Consider the following 22,510-nt stretch of genomic DNA (forward strand, 5'->3'; position numbering starts at 1 on the left):
TCAGAATAACGCCGCTACTTTTAGCACAATCTTTCCCCGGTTGTGGCCGCCCTCTATCAACTCATGCGCCTGCGCCACATCGACCAATGGAAACTCTTTTATTGGCGGTAACTGAATCTCTCCACTCACCAGCAACCCCGCTATTTTTTCCAGAGTCGACGCGCAGTGGCTGTCATCCATGGTTGAAAAGTGATGCGTGATACCTCTACGCTCTGCTTCTGCCAAGGCGGCAACTGCGTCGCCGTCGTCTACCAGCGTGGGAATACTGACCAGCGTGCCGCCCTCAGCGACCAGATCAATCGCCCTTGGCAGGGTGCTGACGCCTACCGCATCGAGCAGAAAATCAAGACCCTTTGGCTGCCACGCCTGCACCGCCACTGCAATATCTTCGGTGCGGTAGTCAATCACGCGCTCGACCCCCAACGACTTCAGGTACTCCACGTTGGGACTACTGCAGGTAGCTGCTACCCGCGCGCCGCACCACTGCGCAAACTGAACCGCAAAACTGCCCACGCCGCCGGAGCCACCGTGTACCAGTACCTTTTGATCGGCTTGCAGCCCCCCACGATCGAACAAGCCCTGCCAGGCCGTTAACGCCGCCACCGGCAAAGCCGCAGCGTCGCGAAGCGCAAGCCCGGGTGGTATCCGGGCCACTCTGTCAGCGTCTGCCAAGGTGTATTCAGCATAACTACCCTGCCCGCCCTGACCATGATTGGTAGGCGTAAATACGCGGTCACCTATGGCTAAACCTTGCACCCCAACACCAACAGCGGCGACCACTCCGGCGGCATCAAAGCCAATAACATACGGGAAGCTATAGGGGCGATAGGCGGCAAGCATGCCCTGACGATTCTTCCAGTCCGCTGGATTGACACCTGCGTAGGCAACTTGCACCAGCACTTCACCGGGACCTGGAGCAGGCGTGGATAGCTCGGCGTATTCAAAAACCTCTGGACCGCCTGTCTCGCGGATTATCATGGCAAACATCAAGAACCCCTCCAGTTGACGGCTAAAGTGCACAATATGAACAGTATCTGATTGTGCAACAGGGGTTAGTGTACTCAACAATGACGCCGCTGCACCAACCTACTGGCATGGAGTACATGCAACCTGCCAGCCACGGTATGCACTGACAAACTCGGGAGAACAATGACTCAAGCGAACTCAGCTCGCCATCGAAATTAGCCGTCTCCGCTATACGGATCAGGTTGGATGGTAGCTAGACGTTCGGAAAGATATGAAAAAGTCTCAGACTCACAAATACAGCAAATGTTTGCCGAACTATTGCCGAACTATGGACGCCGGGACTAAGCCCGGGCAGGTGTTGTGAATACGAACCTCAGAATTTGAAGATGAAACCAACCAGGGGACCCGACATCTCAATCTCAACTTCAGTTTGCTCACCCATTGGGGTGGAACCCTTTAAATCCATACGCAGGTAACGATAGCCAACGTCAAGTGAAAACAGGCCCGATTGTCCGAAGGTGTAACCAACCGAGGCTTGTCCGTTGTAGATCCCTTCAGAGCCACCAAATGAATAATCTCCGCGCAACGTCCAATGCCAACGCGGCGTAAACTCACCGTAGGCACGACCACCTATCATCACATCTGTTTCAGAGGGACCCGTTTTAATGTTCAACGGCGTCATCATGGGGCCAGGCGGCATCACGGTTGCCTGCACATCAAGGTCTACGTTACGCAGTCCGGCCAACAAGTCGAAGCGTACCGCTGCGTCAGGCGCACTAAGTTGATAAATAGCACCACCTTCCCACAGTTTTAACGTCAAACTGGCATCCGTGTCCACAACAGCCGGCAGCGGACCGCCGGGGCCAACAGACGTCGATTTACTGTCACTCAAATCAATATAAATCGTATCTAGATACATGCCCCAGCGGTCGCGGCGACCTTCTACGCGCCCCATGAAGGCCGCGTCAAGTTTGTCCAGCAGGTCCGAGAACTCTGCTTCTCCACCAATACCGTCACCATCCTGTACCGACAGGTCTAACACTACATCAGATCCCCACAGGTAAGGTGCTACTGTCCATTCCCATTGCTCGGCTTCTTCCGCTCGGACCAGGCTCGCCATCATTAGAAGCGACGCGAGCGCTGCAGTTTTGAGTTTCATGTTGTAGGTGCTCCATTGTGTTGGTTGTCGATCAAGTTAGTGACTTCTCAGATCGTGTGATTGGCTCGCATGGACTACTTCAGCAGTACCCGTGCCATTGGCAGCAAAGTAACGGTAGAAAGCCGTTAGCAGTCTGGCAAACAAAACGGGTATTGCCATCCGCGACTCGCACCAGCAATGTATGCAACTGCGCCATCGCTGACCGGTTTTCTTAACACACGCAGAAACTCTAATGCTGTGGAAGTAGAGTAGCCCGACAGGCCCTCATTCAGATATCAACAAATCGTCAACATGGCAGTGTCTTACCGACATTACCAGTCATGATACTAGCAGAGAAGTATGCTGTGACTGGTGACCAGCTCGCCATGCCAGCAGGGCTGGCGGGCGAGACTATCTAGTGTGGCAATTTAGAGTTTATCGCTTAAGCGGTTGAGTGAGCCAAGTGAGTGCATATGGGCATAAATCCATGCGAGAAAGCCCTTACGAAACCAGGCACCTACTTTCTCGTTATCGAGGTCACCCAATTTGTCTTCATCAATAATAAATAACCCGTCAAGGCGCAGGGCGCTCTTGTCCACTGTCATGACTTGCAGCATAAAAGGCTTGAACATAGACAACTCAGACAGCTCGCTGCAAAATTCTCTTGTCAGCTGATGCTGAGCATCGAAGTCGGTTAAGAACGTAATGATACTATCGAGTGTCTCAGTATTTTTTCCCTCATCATCAAACAGCCTGTCACCCTCTTCTGAGAATCCAGCAGCAGTGCTGTCATAGCAAAGATCTTTACCTTCTGTTAGTGCAAAAGGGTAACGCCGGATAAAAGCGGGAATATAGTTACCCGTCCATTCACCTTCAGCGCCTATTTGTTCGTGCCCATCGCCGCGTAGAGACAAAAGTACTATCGGAAAGTAATTTCCCTCTTCGTCTTTGCTGAACAAAACCGGTAAATCCCGACTGGCCTCAAAGAATTCAATACCTGTCAAAGGGACCGAGTTGACGCCTTTTGAAAAGCCATAATCAGATGTTGCTGTGAAGCACAAATCCTTGTTAGTTTCCCGATTGAGCACTATCGGCTGCTGATAAAACATAAGCTCAGCCATGAAATCTATCCCCTTACTTGCAAAAAAAACAGAATAAGATCAGTCAGACCAATTCCAACTGAACCTGCCATAAAACACCCAGTCATCCTGATCTGGCAGAACATCTTCGGTAGGATGCGCGATGGTCGAGGTAAAAGAAAACCCGGGGCCGCCACTCCAGCCAAGCCCTGCACCCACTGCTTGAGCCGGCTGTGTGAGATCGAGAGCGTAAACTTTACCGGCGTCATAAAACAAAAAGGCATCCACGTTACCGCCAAACAGCTGGAACCCACCGTAGTGAGCCTCCAGGCTTAGCCGAAAAGCAGAATCTCCACTAATAAACCCAGCTTTATAGCCTCTCACTGAAGTAGCACCTCCCATCGAATACGCTACTGCACCCGGAATCAGATCCTCATCAGTATACTGGTAATCAAACTGCGCCAGTCCGTACCAATTAGATGCTCCCAGTCGATAGAAAATGCTGGAATCTCCGCTGAGCATCATAAAGTCCTGGTCACTGTCAGCCACCGCCTTGTTCTTGGTACTAACCCAGCCGAACATCTGTCTGGCAGACCACTGCCATCCGGAGCCCACCCAGGTAAAGTCGGCACCGGCATCCAGCCTGACTATTTCATAGTCGCTTATGATTTCTCCGGCCACCGTGGACTCTGAGTTTGAGTAATAAGCTGTCCCTAGTAAGTTTATCCAACGGTTGGTGGCAGAATGCGCCAGAAACGAGGATTCCAGGCTGATGCTATTGGATGATCCTTCAACCGATACATCCTTAAAGTCGCCGCTAACAACCTCGGTTTCATTCAGGGAAACTGTGCTGCCAAGCCGCCAGCGAGATGCTTTCAGCGGTGCGTTGTAATTTGCACTGAAAGCCAAGTTACCTTCCGTCGCGAGTGCGTAAACCCAGGCCCGGTCAGCGCCGCTAATGAGGCCATAGCGACGATAGATCGCCCCAACTTCTTCCTCGCCTGAGCTCTCGAAGCCATAGTTATCGGCAAACACCTGAAGGTTATTCTGTGCGACCTCATCAACCCGCAGCACCAGGTCAGTCAGTCCAAACGCTTTGCCTGCACGCAGTTCAGCTTGCAGGCGCGAGTCATTCACCCGGTTGTAACGGAGAATATCGACCTCAAGCAGGTTCATATCCTCCAATCTCTCGCCTTCCGCTGGGTTCAGCCAGCCTTCTACAAAATCTTCAGCGACATAACTGTTCCCTTCCACCAAGACATCGCCAAGCTGGCCTTCCACCAGCCTGATGACAACGGTACCGTTATCCACTTCTTGCTGAGGCAACAGCGCGGCTGCGGTAAAAATACCTTTCTGACGGTAAAGGCCATTTATGGCTGCGACCAGGCGATTCAGATCTGAGAGTCCTGTCTCTTGACCAATGTAGGGTTCCACCAGTGATCTAAGTTCGTCCTCGCTAAGCAGTTCCGATTGACTAAAGCGCACACTAGTGAGCACAAAGGTCTCTTCGTCGAGTTCGGACTGAGCTTCAACACTCGTCTCTTCTTCCTGCTCTCGTGTTTGCTCCAGCAGTTCCTCTCGCTGCCGCAGTATCTGCTCGCGGCGCATCAGATCCTGCTCTTGCCCGGCTGGATCAATAGCCGGAGGCAGTACTTGTGAAGAAACGCTGGAAGAAAATACGACAAGAACCAGGGATCGACCCAGTTGACTGCAAAAATTCATAGTTAGCCCGCTTATAGTTCTTCTGCAGTTCACTAGCCGCCACCGCCGCTAGCGGAAACTTCCAGCCATTTATAATCCGATTCCGGCAACTCCTGGCCAGCCACCGTATCAATAAAGCTGGCCTGAATAGCACCACCTTCAATACTTACGTTTTGGAGACGCTGAGTACCGGATACGGCGGGTAGGATTGGCTGTTTGTGCAGGTCCCTCTGTACCTGATTTTCCGTACTTAATCGCTGAAAAGCGTCCAGAATAGAAGCGCGTTCAACGGCTTGAACACCTGCCAACAAATCTTCTGGCGGAGCAAAAAACAGCGATACAGGATCACTGAAGCGCGAAACCACCGCATCAGTGCGCACCTCAGTTCCACTCATAGCCAGCCAGAACTCGCCATACGGCGTCAGCAGCTGAGCATCAACATTGATAGCGCCGGGCTTGATATTGTCCAACCTCATGGTCAGGGAATTGGACTCAATGTCGAGACTGCTGTCGACGATTCCCTCAGCAAGTCTCAGGGCGCCATCAAACTGCAATGACCCGGTGTTGGTATAGAGCTGTTCCAGCCTCAGCTTTGCAGTATTACGAACCGTCAAATCAATCGACTCTGCGCTACCACCACCAAAACCTGTCAGTGAAAGACGGGTTTCAGGCGCATCATTACTATCCACCTGGACATCGATGACATCTGACTCAAAAGCCACTGGCCCTCCTCCCGTCAAATCAAGCTGATTCACAGCCAGTCCCTGCCTGGCTGCAATGCTGCCCTCTTCCATCACCACTCGGTCAGCCTGCAAAGTTCCGTCGACCCAGAGATAAGGGTTACCTAGTAGATCGCCTAGCACCAGATCGCCACTGACCTGAAGCTGAACCTTGCCATTACGCGCGTCCATCAGGGGAGAGCGCATACCGCTTTGCGCAACAATATTGATATCACCCGTTGAGGTTTGTGCTGACAGCCATGGCATATCAACCACAAGCGGGCTACCGATTCCCGTTGCAGCCATTATCAGGCCCTCCGAGTCAGAGCCGCTGGCACGCACATGAAGCGGGCTATCGGTCCGGCCTTCAATAGCGCCACCGCTAATCAGGCTCAGCGCTTCTTCCCCGTTCCAGGCAGTGCTGACAGATGACAGCAACATGTCACCTACGCTGCCTATACTGACTTTGCCAGCAGTCGACAGGTAGGAATCACGTCCCATTACCAGCTCCGCACTGTCTACTATTGCGTCAGAACCGGCATCAATACTGCCATTCAGAGCGACCAGACCTGCGCCGGCTAACAGCGTCAATTCGCCACCTGCGACTATAGATTTGGCGATCGATAAATCACCACCCGCGGTGGCGCTGAGTGCATCGCCGCTGCTCAGTGTTCCACCGAGCCCCACGTGCTGGCCCGCTTCTAGCATCAGGGCGCCCTCTGCCACCATGGCAGCGGCCGAGACTACATCAGTCTTGGCATCAACAACCAAGTTGCCAGCACTGCTAACCACTTGCTGAAACAGAGCGCTGGCAGCGCTGTTGACCGTCAGGTCACCACCGGCTTGTAATAGTGCCAATACCGCATCTCCCTGTGTGCTATCGACAGAGAGCGTATCGCCGCTTTGCAAGCTGGCATCGCGACCCATCTTCACGGTCGAGCCCAGCAGGTTGACCGAGTTCATCGCAGCAAGTGTTACACCATTGCCTTGTTCTATCTCTTCCGCAGCCTGCAACGACGCCGACTGACCAATCTGAACATCTTCTGTCAAGTGTATGGCCGCATCGCTGTCTACCATCAACGCGCCGGTAGCTGTCACCAACCCCAGCCCAACACCCTGCTCTGCCGCAGTGATTTGTATGTCTCCGGCGCTGTCGATAACGCCATCAGACCAGGCTACACCGGCTCCGGACAGGCTCACCCCATCCACCGTAGAACGCAACAACGCATTGGGCGTCGCCGTGATCTGGCCCGCACTTGCAGCAAGTGCCAGGCTACTACCGGTCACATCCGATTGCACCGCAATGTCTCCAGTCGCTGACTCTAGCGATACCGTTTGCGCTACCTGCACACTATCCGTCAGGTCTATACTCGCTGCGCTGTCCACCACCAACTCGCCGGTAGCTGTCACCAGCCCCAGCCCAACACCCTGCTCTGCCGCAGTGATTTGTATGTCTCCGGCGCTGTCGATAACACCATCAGACCAGGCTACACCGGCTCCGGACAGGCTCACCCCATCCGCCGTAGAACGCAACAACGCATTGGGCGTCGCCGTGATCTGGCCCGCACTTGCAGCAAGTGCCAGGCTACCGCCGGTCACATCCGATTGCACCGCGATGTCTCCAGCCGCCGACTCTAGCGATAGCGTTTGCGCTACCTGCACACTATCCGTCAGGTCTATACCCGCTGCGCTGTCCACCATCAACGCGCCGGCAGCTGTCACCAGCCCCAGCCCAACACCCTGCTCTGCCGCAGTGATTTGTATGTCTCCGGCGCTCCCGATAACACCATCTGACAATGCAACACCGGCAGCGGACAGGCTCACGCCACCCACTGTGGAACGTAACAGCGCACCGGGCGCACCCGTAATTTGACCAGCACCTGCAGCAATCATCAGGCTGCTACCGGTCAACGTGGACTGCACGGCAATACCGTCATTAGCTCGCAACTCGATGGCCTGTGCGCTAACCACATCAAGCAATTCAATCGTACCCGAGCTCAATGCAGCCGGCGCAGCGGTCACAGTCAGGTCGCCGGTAACATCCAGTATTTGTAAACTAACGGCATCTATAGCACTTAAGGTCGCTTCGCCATCTACAACCACTTTAGTACCCGTCAGCATCTCGATACTTTGGGCATCGGCCAACAAATCACCCGCCGCAATCTCAACATCGCCGTTCAGGCTAAGAGCAGCGGTGGCCAGAAGATCCAGGTTGCCAGCACGCAAGGTAGAATCGCCCAGTCTGAGGCTGCCCGCATTCGCCTCCAATCGTCCCGAGTCAGCTGACACCGCAACTGCAGCCAGATCGACGCTGCCCGCTGTAATATCAATGGCATCAATCGCAGCCAGAGAAGCTCCGGCAGTCCCGCTCAAAGCGCCTGCGGCATTGAGCGTCAACGTATCGGCACTAATATCGCCAACCACGCCCACGCCAGCCTCGGCATCTACCTGGAACTGACCCGCGACCTGTATATCACCAAGCACCTGTGTTACAGCACCATTAAGATTCAACCACGCATTAGCGGCATTAATAGTAAGGCCATCTGGGCCGCTCACCGTGAGGTTCAGGCGGCTGTCCACGGCACCCAGGTCAAAGGCTCCGCTGTCCAGAAAAACCTGACTAGCCAACATAAACTGATTGCTATCATCGGCCAGGATACTATGGTCGTTACTCAGGGAAAGTATGCCACCCGCTTCTAAAGAGCCTACTTTCAAGTCACTGCCGAGGTGGGTCAGATACAAATCACCGACCGCTCCGGCCTGTCTCAGCGCACCGGAGACCTGTAATGAAAGGGCCTGCCCCAGTGTTCCTATATTGCCTTGAGTATTCGCCAGGAAGACATCCCGGCCTACAACGTTGATCACACCCGCGCTTGCTGAAATCTCGTTACCCACAATAATACGAACATCGTTGGTTGCGGAATGTATTTCGCCAAGCCGCAGCGCTGCTTCTGACTCAATGTAAATTTCATCGCGAGCAGACACGTTCAATTCGCCATTGGTCTCGACTTTGATCGGGTCCACCTGCGCCACGGTCAAAGTCACAGTGCGGCCATCCACTGTTTGCTGAATGTCACCAGGACCGGCTTTCAAGAGCGCTGTTTTCTGTTCATCGCTAACCGTACCCGGGTTATCCAGATCAATCGCAAACTCCATCGCTTCCAGGTTCTCACCGACACTGCCGGAATTGGCGACTATATTGATATTCGATGCGACTATATTGGGAGCCCGATCGGTGAGCTGACCGGCAGCATCTGCACTCAGGGCCGCTGCGGAGATACTGATATCCAACTGGCTTTGCTTCCACTGGGAGCCCTCTACCATTTGCGCGTACCAGTCACTACTCTCAGCAATTTCAAGCGTGAACTCGCTGTCATAAGCGCCGTCAAGCAGGTCGCCATACTCGTAGCCAACCAACACTCCTTTCTGCTCACGACCGATGATATCGTCAACGCTGGCGAAGCTCTCAGGCTCTGCCACCTGATCTGCAAACCAGCGCTTCGAGTCATCATATTCAGATTTGACCAGAGCAGTCAGCTCATCGACATCAGTTACTCCATAGCGCGCCTGCAGACCCGGCAGGAAATCGGGGTCAATCGCAAAGCCAGACTCGCTGTCGTCGCTTAACCTCAACTTTATTAACCAGTAACCGTGATAACGGCTGACAAACTGGTTTTCGTAGGCGCTGACATAGCGATCGCCAGAGCTACCGTCGAGCAGGCTCAGACTATCCCAGACCGCTGCCTGCTCAGCTAGCTCCTCGGCTGACTTGGCCTGCCCACCAATCGCGTTCACAACACTGCCATTGTCGGCACGCAGCACCACATTGTTACGTGCTGCAATACTTAGAATCGATAGTTCGCCATCGCGTTGAGATACCGCGATATCGGTCTCCGCATTCAGTGTAACGGCACCCGCCACATCAATTTCGAGAAACTCGTGGCTCGCAGGCTGGCCCATTGTGCCGATCTGTCCAATGCTACCAGTGCGACTCGTCAAGTTGATGCTGTCAGCACTTATCAGGGTGGAAGCGTCTCGGGCTACAAGGCTTTTATCTGCAACTCCAACAATGTTGTACAGACTACTCAGTTCACCGATCTCTATCGCATTACTGTTCAGCGCTGTAGCCTCAAAATTAATTGAGCCCTGCGTAGAGACGAGCGAAAGCTCGTCCGAACGTACCTTGAGTGCCTTACCGTTTTCGCCGATATTGCCATTGGCAGTAATACTGGTGATTGCCGATGTAATTTGTGCATTACCACTGAGGATCAAGTTGGCATCAGTATTAATAGATGTGGTGCCCAGAGGATTACTAATGTTGCCCGTTAGCTCCAGAGACGCCACTGAGTCCAGCGATACGCTGCCTGTAGACGCACCGGTAAATTCAAAACGAATAGAATGATCCGCCTTAATGTAAGTATTCGATCGCATGTGCAGCTCTTTGGCTATCTTGATCGACGGATCAGCAGCGACTAGCGCGCCTCCGTAATAGGGTGCGTAGCTCAAATTCCATGCGCTGAAGCCAGTTGACCGCTCCCAGCTACGTTCGAATTCATGCTGCAGAAAAGCCTTGGCGACGCCGTTACTACAGGCGCCCGGTGCCGCCCCGCAGTCTGTATAACGATAGGAATCCGGCTCCCCGCCCCAGTCTTTCTCGTAACCCCAGCTTCCAACAACACCCGCGTGCCTGGCAAAGTACCCATCCGGCGGCAGCTCTACATTGCGCTTTAGCGTTGCGCTATCACGGAAGTAGAAGAGCTGGCCCTGCTTGGGTGTATAAGTCGTCGAAACCGTCTCACCGGTACCACCGAAACTACCTTTATAGGCTCCGTCCAGGTAGGACACTGCCGTAGCCGACGTTTCGTACTGATCTATGCGATTGCCAGGCGTATGCACGTACCACTGTGACTTCGTTCGGTCTTTATCAAGGTCGGTGATCCGAATAATACCCTCTGGGTTGTCGCCAGGGCTAAGCTTGCCGACCACTAACTCTGTATTGGAAAGGTTGTTGACAGAAATTTGCCCCAGGCCATCCTTGACCACTATTTTCCCGTCTTCGCCCGTCGAGGAAATAGCCGCCCTGATTGCCACATAGCCACCACCACTCACAGGGACCTCCTCGACCTGTAGTTTACGAGTCCCAACATCATAGATCAGGGATATACCCTCGCTATTGGCGGTTTTAGAGATATCAAAATCGTAAGTCTTAACGCTATAAAACGACGGGTCGTAGTCCGGGAACAATGTGAATGGCTGATAATTTGGGTTGAAAAAGCTTCTGGTGAAATTCTCACCGGGCGACAATTCAACGGTATCGCCCGCGACCAGACCCAAATCACTCACATACTCACTGATGACACTATCAAAGCCAGTGCCTACATTGGCCGTCCAATTATTATCCCGGCCAACCCGGATGGTGCCATTGATATCCAGTCGACGGGCGTTAATGATCACCTTGCCACCAACCAACAGCTCTCCGCTAGGGGTTAGCTCGCCCACATCGATGTTAGGGTTAGCCGTAAAGCTGTTCTTTACATCCTGATAGCTTGCGGTTTCCTGGAGCTCGCCGCGTTTATCAGCTATTGCCCGGAAACCCCACTTTGTACCGCCCCTGGAAGTATCTGATCCAAAGTTATAAAAAGTAGAGGACGGAGTTGCCGCCGAGGAATCCGTACGGAAACCCCAGTTAAAGTAGACATTAATCTGATCGTAGCCATAGGGTTCAGCAGCATAGTAGGGTGTTGGGGACACTCCCTGAAAACCAAAAGCATTATAGCCGCCTAAGGCGGAGCCAGTGAACCACCCATTGAAGGCGTTTATGTTCGTAGCACCTATGGCTGTTGAATATTTGTCGCTCAAGTAATAATGGACAAAATCTACCTCTGAAGGCGACCAGCGTTGTACAAAATTAATTAGGCTGGAAGGCGAGCGAGTATATGCCTGATCAATATTGGGCTGATTGAGCAAAAGTGTACCCGCAACATCCAGATCAATAGAGGCAGCCTCAATCACCGCCTGCTGCAGCAAATCACCTTCACGTACAGTAATATCCACCGTCGACAAAAGGTTTCTCAACTCGGCATTGACAATGACGTCTGCATTGAGACGATTCGCACCCTTGGGATCGTGCACGATATACATGCCAGCCTTATAGGGAGAATCTACATCAGCAGGATCTACCCTGACTCCTAGGTCTTCGAGAATATCGCCAACCACTCGCGATGCCCCACCTGAGACATACACATTGCCACCATTCTTGTTAGCTATCAGAAGATTGCCAAGCTGCAGGTGCTTATCAGACTCGTTGACGATATCGATAGTGGCATTACCCAGTGCGGTGAAACGCTTTTCTTCCTGCGTGCCTTCTAACGTAATCGACTCGGCCACCAGGTTTATATTGCCGGCAGACGCACGCACATCTTTGACCTCTATGACCCTGTTTGCCTCCGCTGAAAGGTCATCGACAACAGCCAGCAGCAAGACTTTTTCAGCCCGCAAGTCCTCTATTTGTGCCAGGTAAGGGCTCACGCCGGTGGTTGAGGTTGTTGTCGTGGCGCCACCGCCGGAACCCGCTCCGGACCCATCTATCACCGCAACTTCGAGCTCGTCTCCTGGCAACCATGCATCCAGTGCACTCAGTTCCAGAGTAAGGGTCGCTGCGTAGCTGGGATCAGCAGTAGCGTCAACATTATCCAATAGCACTTGCACCTGGCCGCGATAAGAATCCACTGCACCTTGCGTCGCGAGCAGGATAAGCGCTTCGCCCGCCGCGCCAGACAGATCAGACGTGGACACCGGTGCTGCCTGCAGCTCAGCAATTCTGGCATCTAATTCGGCAATATATGCTTCTAACTGGCCGCGCGAAGAAAATGTATCGTCCAGTTCGGCAGCAGTGCCAAAACGGGCGAGGTTCTCGACAATGGCCCCATTTTGATTAACCCTGACAAGCTGCCGCGCATACTGCCCGGCCGTCACGGTGCCGGTTCCGAATTTCAAGGTATTGTCGCCGATAACCAACGACGAACCAAACTTGGTCTCAGCGCTAAAGAGTTCCAGATAGGGATTACGCTCAACACCCTGGCCGCTGGCCAGCAGTGTGCCTTGTATCGCGCCTATATTGACATCGCCATCGCTGCCGATCGAGAAACCATCACCCAGCACCAAACTGTTGTTCAAATACGATCGAGCGCGAGCCCTATTCCCCGCGGGAATTGGAGTCGCCGTCCAGTTATAGACATTTGCGCTGGCAGTAGCCTGCACCAGATTTTGCCCAAACCCGTCGGAGGACTTACCGGCATGAATACTGATTTCCTCGATAGAATCAACAAAGAAATCATCCCCAACTGATACGATGTTGCCGACGTTCACGTAAGCGTCAGCAACACCTCCAGCAACACCCGCAATGGCCCATACGGTCACATTGGCTGAAGACCTCGCCGCACCAGACGCATAGGCGCCAATGCCAACCGCCCCGATGCTATTTTCAAGATGAACATTGTCTTTGAGGGTAATGGTATTACTGACGTTAACATCGACATCGGACTCGGTGCCCGCGCCTTGCAACGCGCCGCCTACTTCCAGAACCGCTTGGTCAAAAACATTGAAGCGAGTAAGCGCGTCGATGGCGATCCGTTGTGTCAGAGCACCCGACAACTGTGAAACTTTAAGTTTGACGTTATCGCCCAGTTCCACCTGAGCTGCCAGACCCTTGAGGTTCTGGTATGACAGACCCGCGCTGCCGTTGGCTCCACCGCCACCACCAGCATTAATGCTCATTCCAAAATCCGAGTTGTAAGGAGTCTGGATCTGCCGCGCCTCGTTAATGGCATCAATATCTATATCTGAAGCTTCAAAACTTACGTTGTCGCCAAGTTCAACCCGCGCGGTTGTATCAACCTCTACATCAGATTCGGCGCCAGAGCCGCCGACAGCTGAAACCGTCAGCGAGCTGGTACCGGCAAAAAAGCTTACCTCGGTCTTGGCCGTGATTTGTACGTTACCGGCATCAACCGGCAACTCGTGATAGATGCCATCCCAGTCGTCCAGCAGTACAGCGGCAGAAAATTGCCCGCTACTGTGATCCCCCGCATCGACAACCGATTCTGCTGCGTTGCCGGAAAAGACACCGCCGCCGCCTGCTGTGGTGAATGCCTGGTTTTCATTCAAGCTGGTCGCATCGAGAATTAAATCTCCCTGCCGCCCTAAAAGGTAGCTCGGGTTACTGCCGAACTCCACCCGAGTGGAAGTAAAAGACTGCGCCAAACCGGTCTGATACCCGCCGGCTGCGAGGCCAATAAAGTAGCCGTCGGATTCTGCAATCTGAATGCCCGTGTGGCGGGCAAGAACCTTAAAGTTGGCATTCGGCAAGGTGACATTGTCACCAATCTGCGCAACTGATTGAGCATTGTTGGTCGCGTTGGCCTCTGAGCCAGCAATCCCTAACAGTAGTCCGCCTGAAGCCGCAAATGCCGCCGCGTAGGTGGATTGATAGTCCTCACGCGACCCGTCGCCAGTCTCGCTACGCACTTCAACATCACCAAAACCACCGAAGGTCACGCCATCGGCCACTACGGTCTTGGCCTCAGTGTTGGTTGTGGCATAGGCAAACGAACCACCCATTGAGGCTGATCCGGACAGTGTTACTCCAAAGGCGCTGGAGAACAGCTCTGGCGCAGACTGGGCTGTCAGCTTTAACAGACCGGTACCGGTACTAACCGAACCGTCCAGTGTTGCAGTGACTTTGGCATTGTCTTCTGCGGTTGTAATAACCCCTTGCAGAGCGCCACCGATACCGCCCGCCAAGCCGAAGCCCGTGGCTTTTACCAAGCCTGCGCTGCTGGCATCAATCGTCAGGTTGTTGTAACCGTCAACAGATCTCCCAGCCTTACCCAGCCAGGCATCCACCTTGCCGCTCTTTTCTGCATAACCAACGCTGACACCAACGGCTCCGGCGCCCAAGGTAACGCTCACATCACCATCTGCCACGGAAGATGGCCTGCCTGCATCAAGGCTACCGATCCGCACTTCAGTCGTATCTACAGCAGTGATGGTCAAGTCGCCGCTATCGCTGCCCGTCGCACCCGCGACTCCAGCAACCACACGCTGTTCACTGCGCGCATCATTATAGTTTACGACGACGGTTATGCCGCCCAGCGAGCCAACAAAGGAACTCGACTCGGCTGCCGCATCGGCGGCTGAAAGATTGCCCGCCCGCGCATCAACCACCACTGTGTCAGCCGAGAGATCTGTATCTACGGTGGCAATACTCATATCGTATAGCCGGGTGATACCTATACCGCCAGCAATACCGGCCAAAGAGACCTGGGCCGCACCTATACTCTGTGAAGAATGTATACGATTACTGCTGTTGACATTGAGTTCATCAACATCGGTACGGCCACCGGAAATTCTTGCTGCTGTTACGCTCTCTCCGGACAGCGCCAGCGATGTTCCGGACATCGTAGTAGTGTTAGAAGTACCAGATGTAGCGGCTGCTACCGATACACCCGTAGCAGTAATCTTGGCGCGATCTGCGGCAGTGATACTGGCGTTGGAGGCCAGAGTATCTTGTCCCAGCATGGAGTTAGCCACCACCCGAGAACCGTCAAATTCATCATCCGCATTGGTGCCATCATCAGCCGTCGTATCACCTTGGCCGAACATAGACACACCTATGCTAATCGCCGCAGCAAACTTGCCCGCCGCGCCGGCTATGCTTAAAAGCTCTGCCTCGCGCCGGGCGTTAGCGTCGATATCGAGCAACTGCGCGGATATGTCGGAGCCAACAATTTCGCCATAGACCTGACTGCGCCCGAGGACAACATTCGCCACGGCGCCAATACCAACCTTGCCGACACCAATGCCCGCAGCAGCGTGATTGGCTCTGAGTATCTCCTGAGCACTCACGGTAACAGTAGTGGCAGCGTCACTGGCATTCTTGCCGCGTAGCGTTGTGCTGTAACCACCTCCCGTGGAGTTTGCCCGACCATGAATCGCCGCGCGAGTCTCGCCTCGAAACTCAGTCACATCAATCATGGCTGCACCACCAAAACCCGGTGAAACACCCGCGCCAAAGGTGTAGCTATTCACGTCTTCGAAACGAGCGGCGTCAACCGCAACCGTTGTAACGTTGACTGCCGTTGTTCGCGTATCGCCTGCGTCACTGAGATCATTGCCTATAAGCGCAGTACTGTCACCACCCACAATGTTCACCGCCAGACCAAATCCAATGCCGGCTTTCGCGCCAATGCCCACTGACCCGGCAGCAACATTAGCTTCCTGGCGACGGTCAGACTGTACCGTCAGCTCATTGGCAGTAACGGTACCACCACGCAACCAGGCTCGGGTACTACCCGCTTGCTCGGTAATAACCACGGAAGCGGCCCCGCCCAGTCCTCCGGACCCCGCCCCGGCAGCAATCCCTGCCGAAACCGCCTGCGCCACCTTGGAACTCTTGGCCGCAATGTCTACTTCATCCGCATTGATCTGACTGTTTGACACTGTCGCCAGCGCCGATTTCTGCTGACTATTGGTTGCAAAGCCGGCAATGCCAGCGCTACCACTCAGCGATACAGCTCCGCCTGCTGATAACGCCAGGCCCGCCTCATGGGCACTGGCCCTAACGCGAACGTCGGCACCTGCTTCATCGGCGCTGCTCATATTGATTGTGCTATTGGTGATCCGGGCTTCAGTAGTACTGGTCGCTACGTTGGTAGCCACATTGGCCACCAGCGCAGTTGAGGACGCGCCGGCACCGCCAATCGATACGGATTGTTGCTTGGTACGACTGGTCGCATTGACAACCAATCCCGAAACATTCTCCGAGCTTTTCTCCAGACTCAGCAGGCTGAAACCCGTCGTCGCCTGATCCAGCAGGTCACTCGACTCCTCGGCTTCGGTATCGCCTTCTTCAACCTCCCCTGAAGTTGACAAGTCCAGCAGCGCGCCATAGTTGCTTAATTCACCCGTATCTACGGTCAGCAGGTTTGCGGCATTCTTACCTTTAGCGTCTACAGACGCATCCGCTATGTATGCCTCTGTTTTGCCAAACTCTATGGACGTGGTAATCGCCAGCGCACCGGCGTTACCGTCTACCCCTACGCCAATCGCACCGCTACCCACCAGATTCTCGCTGTAAGCATCGGCGTTCACGAGCACATTGTTGTAGGCGCTGACCGTAGCCTGATCTGCAATACGCGCAACCACGTTGCCATCAATAATTCCGGTACCTACCGAACCTGCCAAAGCACTGCCCTTGGCCAGAGCTACACCGGCATTGATCGTCAATAGCTCGTTATACCGCGCCGCATCCACCTTAATGTCCTGGACCTTCAAGGTCGTGCTACCACGTGTACTTGCGTCGCCCAGCACCTCGGCTGTCACATCGGAATCAACCCGATTGGTTCCAATTGCCGCGCCGGCACTGTCCCCACCGTTACTCAGCGCCACAATCCAGCCGGTAGCCACACTGTCGGTAAAGTCATAGGCCTGCACAACGACCGCACCGCCTTCGTCAGCACCGACCTCGCCGTCACGGTTGGTACCAACATCCTTAATGGATGCGGCAACCAACTGGTCAATATTATTAACGCCGATGGCGCCAGCAAACGCGGCGTTGCTGCCATTGGTTGCGCCTACGCCGATCGCATTACCCACCATCAAGTTGTGATCGTTGGTTTCGCCACTAATGGCACGCACGAGTATGTCACCACTAACCAACAGTTGTGTGTTGGCTATCCGCGCCCGAGTCTCGTGGGCGTCAGTACCCACCAGATTGACCGCAACGGCCAGGCCCGCTGCTCCGACTAGTCCAGGGCCCGCGCTGCCGGCGGTGCTGCCTGCAACGGCGCCCGCTACATTGATGAGATCCATGGCGTTGTTAGCGGCAACCAGGACGTTCTCAGCCTTAACAGTACCGCGGTCAACACCATTCCAGTCACCTATTTCAGCAATCACCTTATTGTTCAGTCGATTAACCGCAACAGAACCCACCCCTGCTCTGGAACCGGTAGCAACACCTACCCCAACAGAAACCGAGTACAGCAAAGAATCATCTCGTGCCTCAACGCTAACAGTGTTCGCCTCAGTATCGCTCTCTTCGGCGTTGACATCGGTATTCTTGATGCTCGCAGTAGTTTCACTGAAGACATCCGCATGGGCATAAGAAATACCGACATTGCTATCACCTACCTGAACCAGGCCAGCGACCGCGGTAATGCGTTTCCCTTCCAGTCCGGAGTCATAGCTGCTCTCGGCACCGCTTTCGGTGGTATAAATACTGCTGTTATCGATAGCATCTGCACCACTGAAATCAAATTCCTGATTCAGCGTACTACTGCCCAAGCCATCAATAAGCTGTTCAAGCGCTTCATCGCGTTGACTGCTGGCGTTCACGTAAAGACCTGAAACACCGTCAATAGAAACCCCATCAACATCCGCCAAGGTATCAGCGCCGATAGATCCTATGGCGAAACTGCCAGCATATCCCTTTGAATTTTCAACACCGGAATAACCACCACCCGCAGCACCAATACCGATGACATTAAATGACGACCCGGCTACAGTCACCTCATCAAAATTGCTGAGACTGCCTCCGTTAATCACCGCCTCTACGGCAGCGCCAGAATAGACATCTTCATTGTAGGCAGAAAACATAGCGGAAGGATCATTGATCTCTGCAAACGTAACAGCTAATCCGCCGCCCTTGCTACCGCCAACATACAAAGCGCCGCCGCCAACGCCGATATCGGAATCACTGTAGGCGAAAACCTCAAGATTCTCTGGTTCAACGCTTAAGGCATCATCCTCTGACACGGCTATATCGCTGTTATCGATACGTGCCGAGGTTCCATCGTAAATCTGAGCCCCGGAAATCGACAGCGCGCCGTTGTTGGTTTCCGTTGTCTGGGATGCCTTTGATACGGCAGCTGATAAGCCGATAGAGACGAGTTCGCCGCCATGCAGAGCAGCCACACTGACATTACCTGCCTGATTGATACTGCTGTCGGAAATACCAGCCAACGCGTCATTAAAACTAATCTGGTAGGCGATAGCACCGGCTATCGTATTCTGGCGCGCCGGCTGAGGGTTCGCATCCTTCAGATAAGAAACCGCCGCCGATCCAGCCACTGCGGCTGATATCACTTTCTCGAGGGCCTTAACGCTCACCTCTACTTTTTCACCACTGTCGTCACCTCTGTCTTCACTGCCAATGATGGCACCCTGAATAAAGGCCTTGGAGTCGATATTGTTGACCGCTACGGTAAAACTACCGGCGCCGCTGCTTCCAGTGCTATTCGCGTTGAGCGAGGGTGAGCTTGGGTCGGAAGATGCACCTTCAGAGCTGCGAGCCCGGGTGGTTACTGAATTTAGAGATGCATCTCCGTTGCCGGAGCTGGCAGAGTTAAACGCCGAACTCAGGCCATTCTTGAGGGAATTCCAGTAGGTCTGAGACTGGTTAGGGGTGCTCGAGGGGCCACAGTCTACCGAGGTAGTTACGGTGCAGCCACTGACGGTTCCTGCCAATGATATTGCGCCATTGGTACCGCCAGATCGCGAACGCACGGTGACGTTATTGGCCAGAATACCGCGTTCGACGGGGGGCCCATTGGGCGAGTCAGGCGCGGGACGGGAACCGGACTCAAGCTCTATCTCGACACGCTCGGCCTCAGCGCTATTGTCACCGATGTAGGCCTTGTTATCGCCCTGCGTGATATTCACTGCTATAGCGATGCCCTTGGCGCTATCTTTGGCACTGCTGGCAGCGCCGGCTATAGCCCAGTTACCGAAGCCGTGATCAGCTAACACTTCCAGTCCGGCTACATTAACTTTTGCCTGGTTGCTGAGCGACGCGTGATTGAGTGTTTCGCCATTGAGGATAGCGATCACGCCGTTGAAGCCCATACCACTGCTCGCGCCAGAAGACGGCGTAATCAGGAAGTGCCGTTCCTCGGTGTTGCTCTTGACCAACACGTTCTGCAAGCTGCCACCGATTTTAGCATTCAGCGTGGCTTGCCCAACCCCAGCTACCGCCGTGGCGTTCTGTTGAATAAAGCTGATGCTCCCGCCCACAGCTCCGCCACCGTCATTGGCGCCAACTCCGCTTGGGAGTCCCAAGGCGCCAATATTGCCAGCCATATTAATGCTTTCATTCAAGTTGTAAGCCTGGACATCAATGGCCGCTGCATCAAAATTGAAGCTGTATGTAATTTCTTTAAAAGGCCGCGATGAACCGGTAATACCCGGTGTTCTGAGTCTGCCAGCAACCACTCGGTCTACCGACCAGGGCTGACTCGAGCTTGTTGTGATATTCGCATTGTCGCCAATCCAGGCCTTGGTGTTCAGATCATTAACCACGACATTGACGGAGCCACCGGTGGCGGATGTCTGGGCATCGGCACCGGCATTGGCGAAAGAAGTCAATATATTGCTCTGTATACCGCCGACGCCATTAACAAAAGTCTTTAAGCGCTGCAGTCCACCTGCCAAACTTTCAAACTTGTCGTAGGTCGAAACCGCGGGGACTTTTTGCCGCGCCTGCACCGCTACACCGCTGGCATCGACTGTCACTGAGTCGCCAATCTCGGCAACCGCATCACTGGTATTGGTCGCGATATTCACCGCCACAGAGAGGCTGGCTTCCGACTGATTACTCACCTCCTCCGGCGAGGCGATAGCGGACTCAGCAGATGTTCGCCAGGCGCCCTGATCCTCGCCCTGTGCCGCATTGGGATTGCCCCCGGCAATCGCGACATTGTCAGTCCCGAGGTCGGTTTGTGCAATCACTGCCACTCCGCCGCTAGTAGCCACCGTAGGAGCCGCGTTCTGGCCCTCTACGTTTGTGCCCAGGTAGGCATAAGCCTCGTGATCTGAAAGGTTAAGCGTGAACGCCAGACCGCCCTTCAGATCAACCTTGCCCTGGCTGTTTTTGGGCACGCTGGTTCCGTCGGGTAGCTTGGTAAGATTCCCGGTTAAATAGTTTTGTACCTTGCCTAAACCATTGACCAGGCCTTTGAGTGCCTTGGTTCGCAACAGAGCCGGAGACCCCACCGTCACACCTGATTGCACAATCTGGTTAACAGTGCGGTCCAGTGCAGTGATGGTGACATTACCGTTAGCGGTGCGAACACCGCCCGCATCATCCGGGTTGAAGCTCGCACCCAGCTCAGCGGTGGCATTTGTGTCAAAGTCGCCTACCGCTACAGCCAGACCATAACTTGTGTTTTTAAGGCCGGCAGCCGTCGCCGTAACCTCGTAATAGTTCTGGTTCTCTGCGGCGACTTCCAGCCCGTTTCCAGTCACGATCGCGCCGGTCTCTATGATGGCGGTTGAGTTAACGTCTGATTCGCCAATAGCAATGGCCATGACCGCAACATTTGCATCATCAGCTATCAGGTCGACCGCGGAGGCAAGCATACCCGCCTCATTGTGTGACTCGACCGTGATCTGTCCACCCGCATTCAAGGTTGCACCTGTCTTGACGCGCGTTTCGCTGTTTGCGTCAGAGCTGGCATAAATTGCCGCCAAGGACGCCTGGGAAAACGCACCGCCCGCAGACAGCGGAATGGAGGTCGCCTGGGTCCAGGATAACGACTCACTTTCTAGCGAGATATCACCACCAGCCTGTAAATTGGCATTGCTACCTACCTCTACGCGGGCGGAGGCATCCGCGGCCAGGTAGTAGGCTGAAAGCCCGGTAATCAGACTTTGGCTAAGCTCAAACACCGGCACAACCGCCGATTCGTCGAACCATGAAGACACCGCCGAACTACTGGCGCTGGCCACTATTTCGTCGCCCCATATACTGCCATTCAGGGAGATTGAGGTACCGGCTTCCGCCAAACCAAAACCCACCCCACTTTCGGCAATCGCATCAATGCGAACATTACCTCCGACGTCCGCACCACCGTCTGCAGGAACAACCGTCCGACGAGCATCAATCTGACCACCACTCACCAGCGAAAAGTCTTCTGCTGAGATAGTAATACCACCGTCGGCTAACAGCGCTCCCGCAATTTTGACATCAACGCCAATGTCAGAAGAGCCGGAATCCTGAGGACGCGCGACATTGTCAGCACCCACAATCCGGATAGTTCCGCCGTCACTCTTAAGCGCTACCGGGGCCGTGTAATCGCCCACATTGACCGCCATGACATCCGCAAGCGACACATAGGATGCCTGTCTGGCGTTACCCACTGTAATACTGCCAGCAACAGTGACGGTATGCCCATGGAGGTCGACGCTGGTCTTGGCGTTGATCTTGCCACTGATTGAAATCAAACCACTGGGCGAGACCGCCAGAGAGTATGCCTCCGGCCCCTCGAGTAATCGGGCTGGAGCGTCGATCAGACTATCAATGTCCACGGCGGTCGGGGTTCGCACGGTGAGGCTGCCCACGTTAACAATCCCGCTCTCGCCAACCAGGAAACCATGGGAACTCGCGAACACCACGTCTCCCCCGAGTGCGCCATTCTTATAACTATTGAGAATGCCGTGTACCGCCGGCTGACTATCTTTTACGATATTAACCAGTTTACTGGCGTCTGCAGGCACCACGAGCTTGACGGTATTACCGGTACCGACCACGAAATGTTTGAACACATTGACCGGAATGCCAGCTTTGACATTATCGTTAGTTATTTGAAAGCTCTTGCCGCCAGTGCCAACTGGGTCATACTTCGCTGTCGCGCCATCGACAGCGATATTATGATCCACTGCGACAGCGTGCATAGCCCCGCTGGATAGCAGTAAGCCCCAACCGACAGAGCGCGGCAAGGAGCGTTTCCCGCGAAGTCCTGCACACACTTCTGCCACCGCGCGGGAGAGCGGACGTAGGCTCTTGGGGTTGCGCGTTAAGGATGCTGAAGGGGTCAAGGGGAGATTCTCTTCTTCGAGAACTTTACGCATTT

The 22,510-nt window shown here is 54.2% G+C and carries 5 protein-coding genes; all 5 read right to left on the minus strand.

What is annotated here, in order from left to right; all coding sequences use genetic code 11:
• The 5 genes from EYC98_RS12960 to EYC98_RS12980 all read right to left on the minus strand — a co-directional run bounded on the left by EYC98_RS12960 (position 1) and on the right by EYC98_RS12980 (position 22,508).
• Entirely contained in the window at positions 1-987 is a 987-nt protein-coding gene (locus EYC98_RS12960; protein WP_279245763.1) for an NADP-dependent oxidoreductase, read from the minus strand.
• Positions 988-1,339: 352 nt separating this feature from the next.
• Positions 1,340-2,125, minus strand: a complete 786-nt coding sequence (locus tag EYC98_RS12965; RefSeq protein WP_279245764.1) for a hypothetical protein — start codon at positions 2,123-2,125, stop codon at positions 1,340-1,342.
• A 407-nt stretch (positions 2,126-2,532) separates the two neighbouring features.
• On the minus strand, positions 2,533-3,225 hold the full coding sequence (locus EYC98_RS12970) for a SapC family protein (RefSeq protein WP_279245765.1): 693 nt from the start codon (positions 3,223-3,225) through the stop codon (positions 2,533-2,535).
• Positions 3,226-3,264: 39 nt separating this feature from the next.
• Positions 3,265-4,905 carry a ShlB/FhaC/HecB family hemolysin secretion/activation protein gene (locus EYC98_RS12975; RefSeq protein WP_279245766.1) on the minus strand — a complete coding sequence of 547 codons (1,641 nt, stop codon included), beginning with the start codon at positions 4,903-4,905 and terminating at the stop codon, positions 3,265-3,267.
• A 32-nt stretch (positions 4,906-4,937) separates the two neighbouring features.
• Positions 4,938-22,508, minus strand: a complete 17,571-nt coding sequence (locus tag EYC98_RS12980) for a leukotoxin LktA family filamentous adhesin (protein WP_279245767.1) — start codon at positions 22,506-22,508, stop codon at positions 4,938-4,940.
• Positions 22,509-22,510 lie beyond the last annotated feature (2 nt).

The sequence above is a fragment of the Candidatus Litorirhabdus singularis genome (assembly GCF_026262625.1).
Classification (GTDB): domain Bacteria; phylum Pseudomonadota; class Gammaproteobacteria; order Pseudomonadales; family Halieaceae; genus Litorirhabdus; species Litorirhabdus singularis.

Excerpts from the sequence above, each read along its gene's own strand:
- EYC98_RS12970 (WP_279245765.1), bottom strand. The coding sequence starts at position 3,225 with ATGGCTGAGCTTATGTTTTATCAGCAGCCGATAGTGCTCAATCGGGAA.
- EYC98_RS12980 (WP_279245767.1), bottom strand. The coding sequence starts at position 22,508 with ATGCGTAAAGTTCTCGAAGAAGAGAATCTCCCCTTGACCCCTTCAGCA.
- EYC98_RS12975 (WP_279245766.1), bottom strand. The coding sequence starts at position 4,905 with ATGAATTTTTGCAGTCAACTGGGTCGATCCCTGGTTCTTGTCGTATTT.
- EYC98_RS12965 (WP_279245764.1), bottom strand. The coding sequence starts at position 2,125 with ATGAAACTCAAAACTGCAGCGCTCGCGTCGCTTCTAATGATGGCGAGC.
- EYC98_RS12960 (WP_279245763.1), bottom strand. The coding sequence starts at position 987 with ATGTTTGCCATGATAATCCGCGAGACAGGCGGTCCAGAGGTTTTTGAA.